An 18,633-nucleotide genomic window follows, 5' to 3' on the forward strand; every position below is an offset into this window, starting at 1 on the left:
AGGCCGCCCGTTGCCGTCAATTCGAAGACCTGCGCCTCAGGCGGCGCGCACGGTGGCCAGGAAGCGGGCCATCTCGGTGCTGAGCGCCGCGGCCTGGTTGGACAGGTCCGAGGACAGATGCAGCACTTCGCTGGCCGCCGCGCCCACGCTCTGGGCGGTGATGGCGACGCCGGTGATGTTGCCGGTGACCTCGCTGGTGCCGGCGGAGGCCTGGGCCACGCTGCGCACGATCTCGCCGGTGGCCGAGCCCTGCTGCGACACCGCCGAGGCGATAGCGTTGGAATAGGAGTTCATCTCCTGGATGGTGGCGGCAATGGTGCCGATGGCGCTCACCGCCTTGGCGGTGGAGGACTGGATCGCGCCCACCTGCCCGGAAATCTCGGCGGTGGCGGAGGCGGTCTGGTTGGCCAGTTCCTTCACCTCGGAGGCGACCACCGCAAAGCCCTTGCCCGCATCGCCGGCCCGCGCCGCTTCGATGGTGGCGTTGAGCGCCAGCAGGTTGGTCTGGCCGGCGATGTTGGAGATCAGGCTCAGGATGTCGCTGATCTTGTTGGCGGCCTGCGACAGCTCCTGCACGATTTCGCCGGTGGAGCGGGCTTCGTTCACCGCGGTCAGCGAGCAGGCGGCTGCCTGCTCCACCTGCCGACGGATTTCCTGCACCGAGCTGCCCAGTTCCTCGGCCGAGGACGCCACCACATTGACGTTGGCCGCGGCTTCTTCCGCCGCCGCCGCCACGGTGTTGGAGCGACCGGCGGTCTCGTCGGCGCTCTTGGCCAGCACGTGGGAGGAGGCCTTCAGCGCATCAGCGGACGCGCCCACGGCCCCAACGATGCCACCCACGGTGGCCTCGAACATGGAGGCCAGTTCCTGCATGGTCTGGCGCCGCTGCGCTTCGGCGCGGGTGCGGGCGGCGATGGTCTCGGCTTCCAGGGCGGCATTGCGCACCAGGCTGTCCTTGAACACCTGCACCGAGGTGGCCATCTGGCCGATCTCGTCGCCGCGCCCAACGCCGGGAATCTCGGTCTCCAGCTGCCCATCGGCGATCTGGCCGATGGCCGCGGTCATGGAGAACAACGGCTTGATGGCCCGGCGGGACACCAGCAGCAGCACCGCCACCACGGCCACCACCACCGCCAGCAAGCCCACCAGCGACAGGATGAGGCTGGAGCGAGCGCTGTCGGTGGCCTTGTCGATGGCCGCTTCCGCGCCAGCGAAGGCGGCGTCGCGCAGCGCGATCACCGGCACCCACATGCGGAAGGTCTTCTCGCGATAGGCGGCGCCGTCCAGCGGGAACTCGCCATTGTCGAAGAAGGGCAGCATCTCCTGGCGGATGCCGGCGAAATACTGGATGTACTCCTGGTTCACCTTCTCCAGCGCCGGCTTGAAGCTGGCGGCGCCGCCGGCCACCTCGCGCATGCCCCACAGCGCGCCCCACACCTGGTCCACGCGGCCCTGGAGGGTGAAGAAGTCGGTGCGCTGCTGCGGCGTCACCGGCTTGTGCGCCGCTACCAGCGACTGCAGCATGCCGGCCTGACGGCCGCCGAAATCGCGCAGGTCCAGCACCGTGGCCGCCACATTGCCCCAGGCGAAGGCGACGCCATTGACGCCGGCGAGCTTGCGCAGCTGGGTGCTCATGGTCCGCGCCGCCAGCATGCTCATGGCGGTGATCTTCTCCGTCACCACGGTGGCGGCCGTGCCGCGCGCGGTGATCGGCTGGGCCATGGCCGCATCCGAGGTCTCGCGCATGGAACGATAGGTGGCTTCCAGTTCCTTGGCCGCCGCCACCAGGGTGTCGGCATCGTCCAGTTCGCCCACCGTGGCATGGGTGCGGGCGCGGATCTCCGCCAGTACCTTTTCGGTCTCGGCGCGATAGGCCGGCAGATCGGTGCGGGCCGCCTGCTCGTTGGTCTGGGTCTGGATCGCCAAAGTGGTGAGGCCGCGCTCGGGATTCATCACCCGGGGAATGTCGGCCAGGGCGCGGATGGTCTGCAACCGCAGATCGGCGCTGGCGCTGGCGGTCAGCTGACCATACTGGCGCACCGCCATGGTGAGGGCCAATGCGCAGGCAATCGCGGCAATGAACAGGATGGAGAGCGACAAGAGGCGTTTGATCGTCACGGCAGTGTCCCCGAGTACACGCGACGCGCTGCACCGCTCCGGCGCGCAAATCGCGAATAATCCGGTTTTCGGCCCGCTATCTTGCATCAGGGTTGCATCACCCTCCCGTCCCCATGCTGCGTTGCACAACCAAATGAAGCGTCGCCCGGATCGCAGCACGGCCAGGGGGGGCCGCCGCGGCGGCGGGCACCGGCCCCGCGCCCTCCTCGACGCCCTCCCTCGGCCCTTGCGCCTCAGCGCCGGCCCCGCGCCGCCACCAGCGGCTCGCGCACCAAGTCCTTGCCGGTGCGCGACAAGGCCTCCAGGAACACCGGCTCCCAGGCGCGGATGTGCCGCCGCAGCAGGATGGCCAGGGCCGGGGCATCGCCGGCCTTGGCCAGATCGGCAATCTCATAATGTTCGGGCACGGATTCCTGCTGGCGCGCCAGGCCGGAGCGGGAGGTGATGCCGTAGAGCCGCATCTTGTCGCGCAGGCCCATCACCATGTCCGTGAGCATGGGATTGTCCGCCGCCGCCGTGAGCACCCGGTGATAGGCGCGATCAGCCTCCAGATAGAGCCGCATATCCTCCTCGCGCACCGCGCGGGCAATGTCGTCGGCGCGGCGATAGAGGTCATCCAGCACAGCGCCGGACTTGCGGGCGACGACGTCGGCGGCGTGCAGTTCCAGCACTTCGCGCAGGTCGAACAGATTGCGCAGGTCCGCCTCGGAGGGCTCCACCACCTTGAAGCCGCGATTGCGCATGGGTTCGATGAGCCCGCCGCGGCTCAACTCCAGCAGGGCTTCACGCACCGGCGTGGTGGAAATGCCGAGGCTCTCCGCCAGGCTCGGCACCGAATACATGGTGCCCGGCGGGCTCTGGCCGGAGATGATCTCGGAGCGCACCTGCTGCACCACCTGCTCGCGCAAATTCTGATCCATCAACCCGCGTGACCTCCTTCGGGCGGCATCTTCCGGCCGAGCCGCGGCCCGCCTGACGCGCCGGGCCCGTCGCTCGCCTCCCCCGCAAGGACGCTCTGCCCCGCGCGGCGGCGCGCCCGTGCCGCTTCGTGACTCTCAGCATAGCAAATCTCTTGACGATCCAGGTAGCGCGTGACCAGAATGTGTAGCGCGCTACTTAAATGCGCTACACCTCCACTCCTTTGGGGCGCCTGTCTTGGCCGAACGGATTCCGGGCTATTGCACCCTGTGTCGCTCCCGCTGCGGCGCCACCATGGTGGTGGACGACGGCCGGCTGCTGGCGGTGGAGCCCCTGCCCGGCCATCCCACCGGCGGCGCTTTGTGCGCCAAGGGCCGGGCGGCGCCGGAACTGGTTCATAGCCCCCGCCGCCTCACCCGGCCGCTGCGGCGCACGGCTCCGCGCGGTGCCGCCGATCCCGGCTGGCAGGAAATCTCCTGGGATGACGCCCTGGATGAGATCGCCGGGCGCCTGGCGCAGATTCGCGCCACGTCCGGCGCGGAGGCGGTGGCGTTCGCCATCACCACCCCCAGCGGCACCCCCATGGTGGACAGTTTCGATTGGGTGGAGCGCTTCGTGCGCTGCTTCGGCAGTCCCAACCTGATCTATGCGGTGGAGATCTGCGGCTGGCACAAGGACTATGCCCATGCTTTGACCTTCGGGCGCGGCATCGGCTTTCCCGACTATGACCATGCCGATGCCATCGTGCTGTGGGGCCACAACCCCGCCCGCACCTGGCTGGCCCAGGCCACCCGCATCGCCGATGCCCGCCGGCGCGGCGCCAAGGTCGCCGTCGTCGACCCCAAGCCCAACGGCTCCGGCCAGCAGGCGGATGTTTGGCTGCGCATCCGCCCCGGCGCCGACGGCGCCCTGGCCATGGGCGCCATCCACCACCTCATCGCCCGACAGACGTTCGATGCCGCGTTCGTGGCGCGCTGGACCAATGCGCCGCTGCTGGTGGACATCGCCACCGGCGATCTGCTGCGCGGCCGCGACCTATGGCCGGACGCCGACCCCGAGGCGTTCGTCGTGCTGGATGCCACCGGCGCGCCGCAGCCCTGCGATACGCGCCTCGACCCACCGGACGCGGCCACCATTCAACTGGACGGTACCGCCCACCTCACCTCGGCCGATGGCGGCGCGATTGCGGCGAGCACCGTGTTCCGCCTGCTGCGGGCGCAGGCGGCGCCTTACACTTTGGCCCATGTGGCGCAGACCACCTGGCTGGATGAAGCCGACATCGCCGCCTTCTACGCTTTGTTCGAGAATAGCCCGCGCCTCGCCTATCATTCCTGGACCGGGGTCGGCCAGCACACCAACGCCACCGCCACCGAGCGGGCCATCGCCACGCTCTATGCCCTGACCGGCGCCTGTGACCGCCAGGGCGGCAATGTCTGGGCGGTGCCACCGCCCACCCGCGCCCTCAACGATTACGCCCTTCTGCCCGAAGCCCAGCAGGCCAAGGCGCTGGGACTGGCGGAGCTGCCGTTGGGGCCGCCGCGCTTCGGCTGGATCACCGCGCGCGATTTCGCCCGCGCGGTGCTGGAGCAGAAGCCCTATGCGGTGCGGGCGCTGATGAGCTTCGGCACCAATTTCGTGGTGACGCAGGGTGATAGCGCCCGCAACGCCGCGGCGCTCCAGGCGCTGGAGTTCCATGTCCATGTGGACATGTTCATGAACCCCACCGCCGCGGGCGCCGACCTCGTGCTGCCCGCCAACATGCCGTGGGAGCGGGATGCGCTGAAGATCGGGTTCGAGATCACCCAGGCAGCGGCGGAAACCCTCCAGTTCCGCCCCCGCATGCTGCCGCCCGTGGGGCAGAGCCGGGCCGACTATGACATCGCCGCAGCGCTGGCGGTGCGGCTGGGCCATGGGGAGGCGTTCTTCGGCGGCGATATTGAGGCCGGCTGGAACCATCAATTGGCGCCCTTGGGCCTTACGGTGGCGGAGCTGCGGCAGCACCCGGAAGGCGTCCGCGTGCCGCAGCCGGCCGGGTTCGAGAAATTCGCCCGGCCCTTGCCGGATGGCACCGTGACCGGCTTTGCCACCCCCACCCGCCGCGTCGAACTCTATTCCCAGAGCCTGCGCCAGCACGGCCATGCGCCGTTGCCGGACCATGTGGAGCCGGCGGAAACACCCCTTGCCGGCGCTGACCCGCGCTTTCCCTTGGTGCTGACCACCGCCAAGAGCGGCTGGTTCGTCCATAGCTCCCATCGCCACGTGGCCTCCCTGCGCAAGAAATCGCCGGAGCCGGCGGTGGATATCGCCCCGGCCTTGGCCGCGTCCCGTGGTCTGGCGGCGGGGGACTGGGCCATGGTGGAGACCGCCCGCGGCGCCGCCCGGCTGACCGTGCGCCTCAATCCGGCCCTCGACCCGCGGGTGGTGGTGGCGGAGTTCGGCTGGTGGGAGGACTGCCCGCCCCTGGGCCGTGCCGACACCGCCGCCACCGGACCACTGACCCACAACATCAACGCCGTGCTGGGGGATGCCGCCCGCGACCCGGTGAGCGGCTCGGTGCCGCTGCGCGCCACCTTGTGCGACATCCGCCGCGATGTGCGCGCCAACCGGGGCCGGTGGAGCGGCCAGCGGGCGTTCCGAGTCGCCCGCATCGCGCCCGCCGCCGCTGACGTGGTGGCCCTCGACCTTGCCCCCTGCGACGGCGGGGCGCTGCCCGGCTTTCTGCCGGGCCAGCATGTCATGACGACGCCACCCGGAAGCGCCACGGCGCGGGCCTATTCCCTCACCGGGGACGGAACCGCGCCGGAGATCCTGAGCATCGGCGTCCAGCGCCGGACTGTTGCTGCCGGGCAAGAGCCCGGCACGTCCCATCGCATGCATGCGCTGGCGGTGGGCGCTGAACTGCTGCTGGAGGCGCCGCAGGGGCTGTTCACGCCGCCGCTGGGCGGCAACCGGCCCCTGGTGTTCCTGGCCGCCGGCATCGGCATCACGCCCTTCCTCGGCCATCTGGAAGCACTGGCCCTGCGGCCTCCCGATCAGCGGGTGCCCAAGGTGCTGCTGCTGCACGGCTGCCGGGATGGCGGCGCCCATCCCTTCGCCGCCCGGCTGTCCGCCCTGGGGGCGATGCTGCCCGAACTGGAGCGCGTCACCGCTTTCTCCGCCGCGCGCCCCGGCGATCTGGCGCCCCCCGGACGCCGCGCCGGACGGCTGGATCTAAGCCCCGTGCGCGCCCTGCTGCCGCAACGCCCGCTGGCCTATCTGTGCGGCGCGCCCGCCTTCACCGCCGACATGACCCGGCACTTGGTGGCGCTGGGCGTCCATCGCTTCGACATTTTCACCGAAGCCTTCGCCGACCCGCCGGCGGTGCCGGCCACGCTATCGCGCCAGACCATCCAGATCGCCGGCACCGCCGACCGGTTCCAGTGGTCACCAGATCAGGGAACGCTGCTGGATGCCGCCACCGCCGCCGGCATTGCCCTGCCCAGCGGTTGCCGCGTCGGCCAGTGCGAGAGCTGCGCGGTGCGGATCGTCGCCGGAACCGTAGCGCATCTGGGCGAGGCCCAGGTCGAGCCCGGCACCTGCCTCACTTGCCAGGCCGTTCCGCTGAGTCCGCTGACGCTTGCCCTTTAACTCGCACCCAGATGCGAGATCGTGCCGACCAAAAACCTCTCCAGAGCAAAGGGTTGACCTATGACGATCGCGACACGACGACCCCTCCCCCCCGGATCCGCCCCCGATCATTCCGGCGACGCGCCCAATATTCTCGGGCGCTTCTCCGGGCGCATGGTGCAGTTTGCCGAACGCTGGTTTCCCGATGCCTATGTGTTCGTGCTGATCTCGGTCATCGTGGTGGCCGGCGGCACCATGCTGCATGGCGGCTCGCCCTTGGCGGTCAGCCGGGCCTTCGGGGACGGGTTCTGGAACCTCATCCCCTTCACCATGCAGATGGCGCTGGTGGCCATCGGCGGCTATGTGCTGGCCATGTCGCCGCCGGTGGCAGCCTTGCTGCGGCGGATGGCGCGCATCCCCGCCACCAGCCGCGGGGCGGTGGTGTTCGTGGGCGTGCTCAGCATCCTGCTGTCGCTGGTGAACTGGGGCCTGAGCCTGATCTATTGCGGCCTGCTGGTGCGCGAGATCGCCCGGCGCACCGACATTCGCCTGGATTATCGCGCCGCGGGCGCCGCCGGCTATCTGGGACTGGGCTGCGGCTTCACCTTGGGCATCACCTCCTCGGCGGCGCAATTGCAAGCCAATGCGGCCAGCATTCCCGCCGGCCTGCTGCCCATCACCGGAGTGATCGGCTTTTCCGAGACCATCCTGACCTGGCAGAATCTGGTGGTCACCACGGCGGTGACCCTGCTCTCGGCGGCCATCTGCTATTTCACCGCGCCGCCCGCCGGCCGGGAAGTCACCGCCGCCGACCTGGGCGTTGCCCTGGACAGCGACCGCATCGAGCCGAAGAAGCCGACCCGCCCCGGCGACTTCCTGGAATTCAGCCCGATCCTGACCATCCTCATCGTGCTCCTGGCCATGGGCTGGCTGTGGCAGACGTTCCAATCGGGCAATCCGCTCATCACCCTGTCGGGACTGAACACCTACAATTTCGTCTTCCTGCTGCTGGGCATCCTGCTGCACTGGCGGCCGCGCAGCCTGCTGGAATCCTTCTCCAAGGCAATGCCCAGCGTCTCCGGCGTGCTGCTGCAATTTCCGTTCTATGCCGGCATCGCGCAGATCCTGACCAAGGTGCCCAATGCGGCCGGGGCCACCTTGTCCGACACCATCGCCCATTGGTTCGTGGGGGTGTCGAGCAATTCCACCATGTTCTCATTCTTCGTGGGCATCTATTCGGCGGTGCTGGGGTTCTTCATCCCGTCCGCCGGCGGCAAATGGATCATCGAGGCGCCCTACATCATGAAGGCGGCCAATGTCATCGAGGCGCATCTGGGCTGGACGGTGATGGTCTATAACATCGCCGAGACCTTGCCCAACTTCATCAATCCGTTCTGGATGCTGCCGCTGCTGGGCATCCTCGGCCTGAAGTCGAAGGATCTGATCGGCTATACCTCGGTGCAGTTCTTCGTGCACTTTCCCATCGTCATGGTGCTGGCGGCGGTGCTCATGAGCACCTTTGCCTATCACCCGCCGATCCTGCCCTGATCCGGTGCCGGGGGCACAGCGCCCCCGGCCTCCGGCCGTTCCGGCCGAAACGCTCAGGCGGCGCCCACCTGCCGGCCATCGTCCAGCACGAAGCCGGTGAAGCGGGCGGCCAGCGCCGCCGCCGCATCCAGATCGGCGGCGGTGGAGGAGTGGATCACGAACAGCGGGTCGCCCGCATAGAGCGCATCGCCCAGTTGCGCCTTGAGATCGATGCCGGCGCCCTTGTCGGCGGGGGCGCCCGCCAGCCGGGCGATGCCGGCCACCGCGAAGCCGTCGATGTCGCGCACCACCCCCGCATGCGCGGCCATCACCGTGTGGGTGAGGCGGCCGGGCCGCACCGGCTCGGGCCAGCGGCCCTGGGCGTCGACGATCCGGTCCAGGGCCTCGCGGGCGGCGCCGGAGCTGAGCAATTCCTCGGCGCGGGCGCGGGCCTTGCCGGGGCCGACGGACGGGTCCCAGGCGAGAATCCGGCTGGCGAAGAACAGCGCCTTCTCGCGCAGATCCTTTGGCGCCTCCGCATTGCCTTCCAGCACCCAGAGCACATCGCGCACTTCCAGCGCCGGGCCGATGCCGCGGCCGATGGGCACGCTGCCGTCGGTGGGAATGGCTTCCACGGTGAGGCCAAGGCCGGCGCCCACCTGCTCGAACAGCCGCGCCATCTCGCGCGCTTCCGCTTCCCCCTTCACCCGCGCGCGGGCGCCAAACGGCAGGTCGATCACCACGTGGGTGGAGCCGGCGGCCAGCTTCTTGGACAGGATCGAGGCCACCGACCAGCGGTTGGAATCCAGCCCCAGCGGCCGGGTGATGGCATTCATCACGTCATCCAGCGCCGAATGGCTGAGCCGCCCGTTCCAGGCGATGCAGCCGCGCGCCTTTTCCACGGCGTGGCGCACGCCGGCGGCGTCCAGATCCACCCGCGCCAGGGTCTCCATGGCATCCGCCGTGCCCGCCGCCGAGGTGATGGCGCGGGACGAGGTCTTGGGAATGGCGAGGCCATGGGCGGCGATGATCGGCACCACGATCATGGTGATGCGCGAGCCGGGAATGCCGCCCATGGAGTGCTTATCCACCACCATGGGCTCGTCCCAGATGATGCGATTGGCGAAGCTCGCCCGCACCTTGGCCAGGGCCAGCACTTCACCGTCGCTGAGGCCGCGATCGGCGGCGACCAGGAAGCCGGCCACCTCGCTCTCGGGATAGCGGCCTTCGACGATGTCGCCCACCACCTGGAAATAAGCCGGCTCATCCAGCGCCTCGCCGCGGATCTTGCGGCGCAGAGCGGCGCGGCTTTCCGGGATCGGGGTGCGGGTGAGCACCACGTCGGTGCCCTCCGGCAAACCCAGCGCCTCGAACGCTTCCACCGACAAGCCCACCGCATCCTTCGCCAACGAGGCGTCCGCCACCAAAGCGATTTCGGCGCGGATGCTGCGGCCGCGAGCGGCGAGATCAATGCGCCCCGGCCCCAGATAATCGGGCGCGGCCACCACACTGCAATCACGGGCGAGGAAGGCGACATTGCGCCGTCCCGCCTCGATGGGCATGCGCACCAGCCGCAGCCGGGCCGCCTGGGCCTCCAGCGCGGCGACGAAGCGCTCGATGCCCGCGCGCGCGGTGCCGTCATTGGCCACCTGCACCAGGGCCACGCCCGGCGGCATGGGCGGCACCTGCCGTTCCAGACGGGCGGCGATGCTCTCCGCCCCCTCGCGCCCACGCCCGGCGAGGCGCGCGGCCAGCACCTCCGGCGGGGCGGTGATTTCCACCACCACCATGCGCGGCACCCGCGGGGCGAGATCAGCGATCATCGCCCGAGAGCCATTGGCCACCACATGGCGGCCGGCGGCCATCTGGTCCAGGAGGTCCGCCCGCAGGCCGTAGCTGAGGCCATGGGCCTGCCAGTCAATGAGAAATCCACCCGCGGCGCGGACGGCCTCGAACGCCTCGGGGGTGAGGGCCTCGTGGCTCTCTCCGCCCGCATCGGCGGGGCGGGTGATGGCGCGGCGCGCGAACACATAGCGGCCGGAGGAACCGAGCGCCGCCTTCGCCCCGTCGATCAGGGTGTCCTTGCCGGACCCGCTGGGGCCGACCACGAAAAAGAAAAGTCCCGATCCCATCACCGTTTCCTATGTGTCCGGCACTTTCAGACGGTCGTCATCCCAAGCCGCAGGTGGTCATACCGCACAACGGTCGTCATCCCCGGACTTGATCCGGGGATCCACGCGGCGCCGCTTGATGCGACCTTCGGAGGTCCGCGCGGTCGGCCCGGCGTGGATGGCCGGAGGTCGGCTTTTGCCGACCTCCGCTTAATCAGATCAAAGTCGGAAACTTCCGACTTTGATGACGAGCCCGGCCATGACGATCGGAGAGGTCACCGACAAACCTGCCAAGGCCCTCTCATCAAAAGCCGCTGCCCGTCCCCTCACTCGGCCTCGTCGAGGCCGATGTCCACCGCAGGCGCCGACTGGGTGATCTTGCTGGTGGAGATATAGTCCACCCCAGTCTCGGCAATGGCCCGGATGGTGTCGAAGCGGATGCCGCCGGAGGCTTCCAGCGGCACGCGCCCGGCCACCTGCGCCACGGCGGTCTTCATGTCGGCGATGGACATGTTGTCCAGCATGATGACGTCCGCGCCGGCAGCCAGCGCTTCCGTCACCTGGTCCAGCCGGTCGCATTCCACCTCGATCTTGGTGAGCGTCGGCAGGCGCTTGCGGGCGCGGGCCACCGCCGGGGCGATGCCGCCGCAGACCGCGATGTGGTTGTCCTTGATCATGACGCCGTTATCGAGGCCGAGGCGATGGTTGAGGCCGCCACCGCAGGTCACCGCATGCTTTTCCACCATGCGCAGGCCGGGGGTGGTCTTGCGGGTATCCAGCAGGCGCGCCTTGGTGCCGGCGATCGCCGCCACATATTTCGCCGTCTCGGTGGCGATGCCGCTCATGCGCTGCATGATGTTGAGCGCGGTGCGCTCGGCGGTCAGGATGCCGCGGGCGGGGCCGCGCACGGTGAGGAGGATGGCGCCGGCCTCCACCACATCGCCGTCCTTGACCTTGGTTTCCACCTCAAGATTGCGGTCATAGCGCTTGAACACCGCGGCAGCGATGTCGATGCCGGCGATGGTCATGGGCTCGCGGGCATTCATGTAGAAATGCCCCTGCTCATCAGGCTCGATCATCACCTGCACGGTGAGATCGCAATAGCCGATATCCTCGGTGAGCCACAGATCGATCAGGCGGTCGAGTTGGAACGGATCATACATGGTCGGATCTCTCCCAGAAGGCGCAAGCGCGGGCCTGGGCCGTCCTGGTGGGCGGCCCTATGGTTAAAGCAAACAGATGTCGTAGCGCCGTCAGGCGGCGGCGCGCCGCGAAAAGGGGGCTAGCAGACGCACCTCCGCATCATGGCCGCCGCGACCGGTCGAGGCTGAGCAGGAGGGCGTTGACCGCCAGCGCCAGCGCCGCGATCAGCACCGCCACCGCCAGCACGGTATCCATGTCGCCCCGCTCCATGGCGTGGGTGACCATGTAGCCGAGGCCGTTGCGGGCGGCGAACATCTCGCCGATCAGCACCCCCAGCAGGCACAGCGAGACGCCGAGCCGCGCGCCGGTGATCACCTGCGGCAGGATGGCGGGCAGCACCACGGTCATCGCCGTCTGCCAGGAGGTGAGCCCCATCACCGCCGCGCTGCGGCGATAGACCGGCTTCAACTGCAGGATGGCGTTCATGGTGAACAAGGTCAGCGGGATCAGTCCGTGCATGATGCCAAACGCGATCCGCGCCGAGATGCCGAGGCCGAAGATCAGCAGCACCACCGGATAAAGCGTCACCTTGGGCAGGGAATAGAGGTTCACCAGGATCGGCTCGGCCACCTCGCCCGCCAGGCGCTTCATGCCCAACAGGATGCCGAGCGTGATGCCGCCCAAGGTGGACAGCACCACCGCCACCGCAAACGCCTGCCCGGTCTGCGCCGCCTGCTTCCAGAAGTCCGGATCGCGCAGCAGCACGCCGATCTCCACGAAGGTCTCCAGCGGCGAAGGCAAGCTGGAATTGGCCACCATCAGGTGCAGGATCTCCCAGGCCAGGAGGCCGGCGAGGAGAACCAGAAAGGGTCCGAGGACATGCCGCATCAGATCAGCGCCTCAGCCGCGATTGCAGGCGACGGTCGACCACGTCCAGCGCCGAATTGATCAGGGTGACCGCCAGCACGATCAGCAGCATCAGGCCGTACATGGTGCGGTTGTTGAAGTTGTTATAGGCATAGGCGATGGCATAGCCGATGCCGGCGCCGGACAGGATGAATTCCGAGGCGATGACGCCGATGAAGGCATAGGCCACCGACAATTTCACCCCGGTGAACAGATAGGGCATGGCCGCCGGCAGGCTGATCTTCAGCGCCCGCTCGGCGGGATGCATGCGGAACATGCGCGCGGTCTTGGTCAGCACCGGGGGAATGCGGTCGAGGCCGTTCAGGGTGGCGGTGATCATGGCGACGATGGCCAGCAGCACGGCGATGGCGATGATCGCGCCGCTGCCCACCCCGAACAGGATGATGAACACCGGATAGAACATGAAGGTGGGCACCGCATAATAGCTGGCCAGCAGCGGCTCCACCGCGCCGCGCACCGGCGGCAGCGCATGCAGGATGACGCCGATGGCAAAGCCCAGCACCACCGCCAGCGCGGCAGACAGCGCCACGTTGGAGAAGCTCACCGCAATGTCGCGCCCATAGGTGCCGCTGAGCAGCAGCTCCACAAGACTGCCCACCATGGCCGAGGGCGGGATGACGATGGTCATGGGCACCCAGCCCATCCGGCAGGCGATCTCCAGGGCCGCCACCGCGCCGGCGATGACGGCGAGGCGGATCCAGGTGGCGGGGTTGAGGGCGGGGTGGGAGGCGGCCATGGGCTCAGCTGCCGCGCATGTGCTTGAGGGATTCCGCGCGCAGCTTCTCCCACAGATGGGCGGTCAGTTCGCCGAAGCGGGGATGGGAGACGATGCGGCTGTCGCGATCCCGCGGCCAGCCGGTGTCCAGCACGTCGATGAACAGGCCGGGCCGGGCGGACATCACCCCCACCCGGTCGGACAGCATGGCCGCCTCGTCCAAAGCATGGGTGATGAGCAGCACGGTGGCATTGGTCTCGCGCCACAGCCGCAAGAGTTCGTCGCCCATGAGCAGGCGGGTCTGTTGGTCCAGGGCGCCGAACGGCTCGTCCAGCAGGATCAGGCGCGGCTGCATCACCAAGGTGCGGGCGATGCACACCCGCTGGCGCATGCCGCCGGACAATTGCGCCGGAAAGGCGTTCTCGAACGCTTTCAGCCCCATGAAGCCCACCGCATAGTCCACGCGGCGGGCGATCTCGGCGGCATCCACGCCGCTGCGGCGCAGGCCGAAGGCGACATTGTCGCGCACGGACAGCCAGGGGAAGGAGGCATCCTCCTGGAACACCACCCCCACCCCGGCGGGCACGCCATCCACCGGCTGGCCCTCGAACTCCGCCGTGCCAGCGGTGGGCTTGGCGAGGCCCGCCAGCACATCCAGCAAGGTGGACTTGCCGCAGCCGGACGGGCCCACCACCGAAAAGAACTCGCCCCGCCGCAGATCGAGATCCACCGGCCCCAGGGCATGGACCCCGGTGCCGTTGCGCGGCCCGAACACCCGGGTCACGCCGGTGAGGCGGGCGTGATGGTCCGCCATGGCGGTCTCCTGGGGCTTCGGGGCGAGGGCGACGCTCATTTCACGACCTGGAGATCGGCGGGCAGATAGGCCGGCTCCAGCAGCTTCGACCAGTCCACGTCGGTGGTCACTTCGCCGATCAGCTTCAGGCCGTCCACGGTGCGATCCAGCTCGGCGATGGAGAACTGGCCCCGGCTCCACATGCGCGGGCCGATCATGTTGTTCACCGCGATCTTGGCGATGTCCGGCTCCAGCTTGAAGTCCTTGGCGATGATGGTCGCCGCCTTGGCCGGGTCCGCATAGAGCGCATCCACGCCGGCGGCGCGGCCGGCGATGATGGCCTTCAGCTTGGCGGGATTGGCCTTGGCGAAGGCGCTGGTGGTGATGCCCACCGAGGTGGCCATGGGCGGCAGCACCTTGCCGTAGGAGATCACGGTGCGATATTTGTCGGCGCGGATGATGGACAAAGGCTCGATCAGCACCGCCGCGGCCACCGCGCCCTGCTCCAGCATGGTCAGGCCATTCACATAGCCGCCGGAGGCCACGCGCTCCACCTTGGAGGCGTCCACGCCCTGCTCTTTCAGGGCCATGAGCAGCAGCATCTCCGAGACGCCCTTGGGCGAGGTGATGGCGACCTTCTTGCCTTCCAGATCCTTCAGCGACTTGATGGGCGAGGCCGGCATGGTCACCAGCGAGGCCTCGGCCACCGAACGGGTGCCGGCATTGACGATGATCACGTCCAGGCCCTGGCGCTGGGCGGCGAGCGCGGCGGCGATGGCCACCTCGCCATAGGGGGTGTCGCTGGCCAGCAGGTTGCGCACGGTGGTGCCGCCGCCGCCGGAGCCGATGATGGAGGTGATGTCCACGCCGGCCTTCTTGAACAGGCCGTCGGCCATGGCCACCGCATAGGGCGCGCCATAGAGGCTGGTGCCCCATTGGGTGACGGAAATCTCATCGGCGCGGGCGCCGCCCACAGTGGCGACCGCAACCGTTGCGGCGATGACGAGGGACCGTAGCGACTGATGGAACGACATGAATTTCACCCCACTGGATGTTGTGGCCGCTGATCCTGCGTAACCGGCTGCGGCGACATCTGCTTATGGCAGATCCTGTTCGCCGACGGCACAAGTCATCGCCAAATCACGCCGCTGGAAATCGCGCTTCGGCGGATAAACTAGAGTACACACTTTTTATTCCGTCAATCTCCAATCTCAAATGAAATCGTTTCGCGACCGCATATATAATTTGTGCAGCGCATGATTAAAGCTACGCCAGCCTGCTGAAAATATCACCGCCGACTGTTGAGCAGCTCACATCGCTTGCGGGCATCCCAGTGTATGCACTACGATTAGGCGATTGCGTGGAGTCCCGCCCGGCCACAGCGGCCAGGGTTTCCGCGCGGCAGATCCCCCTCCCGTGGCGCCGTGGTGTCGATGGATTCCGTGCCAGCCAACCCTGTTCGCAGGCCATCGCCCCGTCCCCGCTCGGCGGAGGCGGCGCCCGATTATGACTTCCGCGAACAGGTGGGCCACCTGCTGCGCAAGACCTATCAGCGCCACGTCGCCATCTTCCAGCAGCATGCGTCCGATCCCAATCTCACCGCAGTGCAGTTTGTGACCTTGTGCGCCCTGCGCGACCATGGCCCCAGTTCCCAAAGCGAGCTGGTGCGCGCCACGGCGGTGGACCAGGGCACCATTCGCGGCATCATGGATCGCCTGAAGGCGCGGGCGCTGATCTCGCTGTCGCCGGACCCGCAGGACCGGCGCAAGGTCATCGCCGCGCTCACGGCGCAAGGCGCCGCGGCGCTGAATGAAATGGTGCCGTGCGCCCAGCACATCACCGAACTGACCCTGCAGAACCTCAATGCCGGCGAGCGCGTCGCCCTGCTGTTCCTGCTGCGCAAGATGATCGGCCCGGACAGCGAAGCCTGAGCGCGTCCGGCGCCGGCTGACGCCCCCAGCCCGTCCCCCCATCCGTCTCGAACCAGCGCCCACAGCGCCCCGGCGCGCCCGCTCGCCTGCCCGAAGCGGGACGCAAGCGGGGCGCTGGATGCCATGCATTGGACCTTGTGCCGGAGAAAAAACGTATGTAGCGTAATTCGATCACTGTAATCGTTATGCGATTACTTTAGGGATCGAACGGGCGGAGGAAGCCGGGCGTGGGCATGGATGTGACCGCAGCACTCAAGTCTTGCCTGGGTCCGGGAGGCGTCCTTACCGACGCCGCGGATCTCGCCGGCCACATCGAAGATTGGCGCGGGCGCTACACCGGCCCGGCCCTGTGCGTCGCCCTGCCCCGCACCACCGCCGAAGTGGCGCAGGTGGTGCGTCTCTGTCGCGACGCCGGGGTGCCGGTTCTGCCCCAGGGCGGCAACACCAGCCTGTGCGGCGGGGCGGTGCCCGACGCCGAAGGCCCGGCGCCGGTCATCGTGGCCTTGTCCCGCATGCGCACGGTGCGCTCCGTTGATGCGGTGAACAATACCATGGTGGTGGACGGCGGCTGCGTGCTGGCCCGCGTGCAGGAGGCCGCGCGCGACGCCGGCCGGCTCTATCCGGTGAGTCTCGGGGCCGAGGGCTCGTGCCAGATCGCCGGCACCATCGCCACCAATGCGGGCGGCACCGGCGTGCTGCGCTATGGCAATACGCGCGAGAATGTCCTCGGCCTGGAAGTGGTGCTGCCCGACGGCGCCATCTGGGACGGGCTCACCGCCTTGCGCAAGAACAACACCGGCTACGATATCAAGCATCTGTTCATCGGCTCGGAAGGCACGCTGGGCATCATCACCGGCGCCACGCTGAAGCTGCATGCCCTGCCCACCGCCTATGCCGTGGCCTGGATCGGGCTCGACAGCCCCGAGGCGGCCTTGGCCCTGCTGGGGCGCTTCCAGGCCGCCTGCGGCGCGCGCATCTCCGGCTTTGAGCTGATCAATCGCCTTCAACTGGATCTGGTGCTGGCCAACGTGCCGGACCGGCGCAATCCGCTGTCCGGGCCGCACGCCTGGCATCTGCTGGTGGAATTGTCCGACAGCGGCACCGACGCCGCCCTCGCCACCGCGCTGGAACAGGTGCTGGAAAGCGCCCTCGCCGACGGTCTCGTGGGCGATGCCACCATCGCCGCCAGCGAAACCCAGCGCGCCGCCTTGTGGGAGATCCGCCATTCGGTCTCCGAGGCCAACAAGAAGGCGGGCGTCGGCCTCACCACCGATTGCGCCGTGCCGATTTCCGCCGTTCCCGGCTTCATCGCCACCGCCACCGCCGCGGTGCAGGCGCTCGTGCCCGACCTGCCGGTGATCGTGGTGACGCATCTGGGCGACGGGAATGTGCATTTCATTCCCTTCTTCAGCTTCGAGCAGTGGGCGCAGGTGGCCGACCCCGAAGCGATGGCGCGGCGGATCCGCCACACGGTCAACGACATCTCGCACGCACTGGGCGGCACCTTCAGCGCCGAGCACGGCATCGGCCGCACGCTGGTGGGGGAGATGGCCCATTACAAATCGCCGGTCGAACTCGCCTTGATGCGGTCCATCAAGCAGGCGTTCGATCCCGACAACCGCTTCAACCCCGGCCGGCTGCTGCCGGAGCCGAAAGCCTAGGTTTCCGCGCCCCCCTTCATCGCGTCTGCGTTCCGCGTCAGTGCCAGTCAACCACAACAAACCATCCAGAGGGCTCTGCCATGACTGATCTTTTTGCCGGCCGCGCATCGCGGCGCACCATCCTGAAGGGCGCCGCAGCGGGCGCCGCCGGGCTCATGATGCCGGCGGTGTGGTCCCCCTCCCGCGCGGCGGGCAAGCGCATCGTGGTGCGCGATGACGGCGGCATCTACACCAAGGCCTATGGCGCGGTGTTCTACAAACCCTTCACCGAGAAGACCGGCATCGAAGTGGTGGGCGTGCAGGCCAATGCGGAACCCACCGCCCAGATCCGCTCCATGGTGGAAACCAAGAATTACACCTGGGACATGGCCAAGATCAGCAAGCCGGCCATCCTGCTGCTCACCAGCGGCAACACCAAGTATCTGGAAAAGCACGGCATGGAAGCCGACCCGGTGATCGCCTCGATCCCGCAGCGCTACATGTCGCCTTACGGCGTCGGCACCAATGTCTACACCACCGTGCTCGCCTATCGCACCGACACCTTCAAGGGCAAGAAGGCCCCCACCTCCTGGGCCGATTTCTGGAACGTGAAGGACTTCCCCGGCCGCCGCTCCGTGCGCAAGCACGCCTTCGACACCATCGAGGAAGCCCTGATGGGCGCCGGCGTGCCCACGGACAAGGTCTATCCCTGCGATCTGGACAAGGCGTTCGCCAGCCTCGACAAGATCAAGCCCAACGTGGCGGTGTGGTGGACCTCCGGTGCCCAGGTTGAGCAGATGCTCACCTCCGGCGAAGTGGACCTGATCCCCACCTGGGTGTCCCGCGCCCAGGCGGCGCAGGCCAATGGCGCGCCGGTGGAGATCATCTGGGACCAGGGCATCTGGGGCGGCGACCATTGGTCGATCCTTGCCGGCACCCCCAATGCGGACGCCTGCCGCGAATTCATCAAGTTCGCCTCCGATCCCAAGCGCATGGCGGGGCTGACCGAGTTCTTCCCGGCCGGCGTGACCCAGCCGGCGGCGTTCGACTATATCAAGCCGGAGATCGCCAAGAACTGCCCCACCTTCCCCGCCAACATCCAGAGCGGGCTGCCCATCGATGCCGGCTACTGGCTGCAGAACCAGGCGGCGGTGATCGAGCGCTTCAACACCTGGGTGCTGAGCTGATCTGAGCGCCGGGGGGG

At 68.3% G+C, this 18,633-nt stretch carries 13 protein-coding genes; 5 read left to right on the forward strand and 8 right to left on the reverse strand.

What is annotated here, in order from left to right; all coding sequences use genetic code 11:
- Positions 1-36: 36 nt before the first annotated feature.
- The gene (locus tag AAG816_RS06145) at positions 37-2,118 is read right to left on the reverse strand and encodes a HAMP domain-containing methyl-accepting chemotaxis protein (protein ID WP_341988672.1); all 2,082 of its coding nucleotides are present in this window, start codon (positions 2,116-2,118) and stop codon (positions 37-39) included.
- A 233-nt stretch (positions 2,119-2,351) separates the two neighbouring features.
- Positions 2,352-3,038 (reverse strand): GntR family transcriptional regulator, encoded by a 687-nt coding sequence (locus tag AAG816_RS06150; protein WP_341988673.1) that lies wholly within the window; start codon positions 3,036-3,038, stop codon positions 2,352-2,354.
- Between the two features lie 235 nt (positions 3,039-3,273).
- On the opposite strand from AAG816_RS06150, the gene AAG816_RS06155 reads away from it, so the two are divergent.
- Positions 3,274-6,663 carry a molybdopterin-dependent oxidoreductase gene (locus tag AAG816_RS06155; protein ID WP_341988674.1) on the forward strand — a complete coding sequence of 1,130 codons (3,390 nt, stop codon included), beginning with the start codon at positions 3,274-3,276 and terminating at the stop codon, positions 6,661-6,663.
- A 60-nt stretch (positions 6,664-6,723) separates the two neighbouring features.
- A complete protein-coding gene (locus tag AAG816_RS06160; protein ID WP_341988676.1) occupies positions 6,724-8,190 on the forward strand; it encodes a TIGR00366 family protein in 1,467 nt (488 codons plus the stop codon).
- A gap of 53 nt (positions 8,191-8,243) precedes the next feature.
- On the opposite strand, the gene phnN is transcribed toward AAG816_RS06160, so the two are convergent.
- From phnN to AAG816_RS06190, 6 genes are all read right to left on the reverse strand, one after another.
- Positions 8,244-10,301 (reverse strand): phosphonate metabolism protein/1,5-bisphosphokinase (PRPP-forming) PhnN, encoded by a 2,058-nt coding sequence (gene phnN / locus AAG816_RS06165; protein WP_341988677.1) that lies wholly within the window; start codon positions 10,299-10,301, stop codon positions 8,244-8,246.
- A gap of 305 nt (positions 10,302-10,606) precedes the next feature.
- Positions 10,607-11,443: a carboxylating nicotinate-nucleotide diphosphorylase gene (gene nadC / locus AAG816_RS06170; protein ID WP_341988679.1), complete on the reverse strand. Its 837-nt coding sequence runs from the start codon at positions 11,441-11,443 to the stop codon at positions 10,607-10,609.
- 139 nt (positions 11,444-11,582) lie between these two features.
- The gene (locus AAG816_RS06175) at positions 11,583-12,311 is read right to left on the reverse strand and encodes an ABC transporter permease subunit (protein ID WP_341988680.1); all 729 of its coding nucleotides are present in this window, start codon (positions 12,309-12,311) and stop codon (positions 11,583-11,585) included.
- A 4-nt stretch (positions 12,312-12,315) separates the two neighbouring features.
- A complete protein-coding gene (locus AAG816_RS06180) occupies positions 12,316-13,086 on the reverse strand; it encodes an ABC transporter permease (protein ID WP_341988681.1) in 771 nt (256 codons plus the stop codon).
- 4 nt (positions 13,087-13,090) lie between these two features.
- Complete coding sequence (locus tag AAG816_RS06185) at positions 13,091-13,918, reverse strand: ABC transporter ATP-binding protein (protein WP_341988682.1); 828 nt, start codon at positions 13,916-13,918, stop codon at positions 13,091-13,093.
- Positions 13,915-14,892, reverse strand: coding sequence for an ABC transporter substrate-binding protein (locus tag AAG816_RS06190; protein ID WP_341988683.1), 978 nt, complete (start codon positions 14,890-14,892; stop codon positions 13,915-13,917). Before AAG816_RS06190 ends, AAG816_RS06185 begins: the two co-directional genes overlap by 4 nt.
- Positions 14,893-15,381: 489 nt before the next feature.
- Between AAG816_RS06190 and AAG816_RS06195 the strand changes: the two genes are divergently transcribed.
- From AAG816_RS06195 to AAG816_RS06205, 3 genes are all read left to right on the forward strand, one after another.
- Positions 15,382-15,789 carry a MarR family winged helix-turn-helix transcriptional regulator gene (locus tag AAG816_RS06195; protein WP_341988690.1) on the forward strand — a complete coding sequence of 136 codons (408 nt, stop codon included), beginning with the start codon at positions 15,382-15,384 and terminating at the stop codon, positions 15,787-15,789.
- A 233-nt stretch (positions 15,790-16,022) separates the two neighbouring features.
- Positions 16,023-17,450, forward strand: coding sequence for an FAD-binding oxidoreductase (locus AAG816_RS06200; protein WP_341988691.1), 1,428 nt, complete (start codon positions 16,023-16,025; stop codon positions 17,448-17,450).
- Positions 17,451-17,530: 80 nt separating this feature from the next.
- Entirely contained in the window at positions 17,531-18,616 is a 1,086-nt protein-coding gene (locus AAG816_RS06205) for an ABC transporter substrate-binding protein (protein WP_341988684.1), read from the forward strand.
- Positions 18,617-18,633 lie beyond the last annotated feature (17 nt).

It is taken from the genome of Azorhizobium sp. AG788 (assembly GCF_943371865.1).
In the GTDB taxonomy this organism is placed as follows: domain Bacteria; phylum Pseudomonadota; class Alphaproteobacteria; order Rhizobiales; family Xanthobacteraceae; genus Azorhizobium.

Coding starts and splice junctions, on each gene's coding strand:
- AAG816_RS06150 (WP_341988673.1), bottom strand. CDS start 3,038: ATGGATCAGAATTTGCGCGAGCAGGTGGTGCAGCAGGTGCGCTCCGAG.
- AAG816_RS06160 (WP_341988676.1), top strand. CDS start 6,724: ATGACGATCGCGACACGACGACCCCTCCCCCCCGGATCCGCCCCCGAT.
- phnN (WP_341988677.1), bottom strand. CDS start 10,301: ATGGGATCGGGACTTTTCTTTTTCGTGGTCGGCCCCAGCGGGTCCGGC.
- nadC (WP_341988679.1), bottom strand. CDS start 11,443: ATGTATGATCCGTTCCAACTCGACCGCCTGATCGATCTGTGGCTCACC.
- AAG816_RS06175 (WP_341988680.1), bottom strand. CDS start 12,311: ATGCGGCATGTCCTCGGACCCTTTCTGGTTCTCCTCGCCGGCCTCCTG.
- AAG816_RS06180 (WP_341988681.1), bottom strand. CDS start 13,086: ATGGCCGCCTCCCACCCCGCCCTCAACCCCGCCACCTGGATCCGCCTC.
- AAG816_RS06185 (WP_341988682.1), bottom strand. CDS start 13,918: ATGAGCGTCGCCCTCGCCCCGAAGCCCCAGGAGACCGCCATGGCGGAC.
- AAG816_RS06190 (WP_341988683.1), bottom strand. CDS start 14,892: ATGTCGTTCCATCAGTCGCTACGGTCCCTCGTCATCGCCGCAACGGTT.
- AAG816_RS06200 (WP_341988691.1), top strand. CDS start 16,023: ATGGATGTGACCGCAGCACTCAAGTCTTGCCTGGGTCCGGGAGGCGTC.
- AAG816_RS06205 (WP_341988684.1), top strand. CDS start 17,531: ATGACTGATCTTTTTGCCGGCCGCGCATCGCGGCGCACCATCCTGAAG.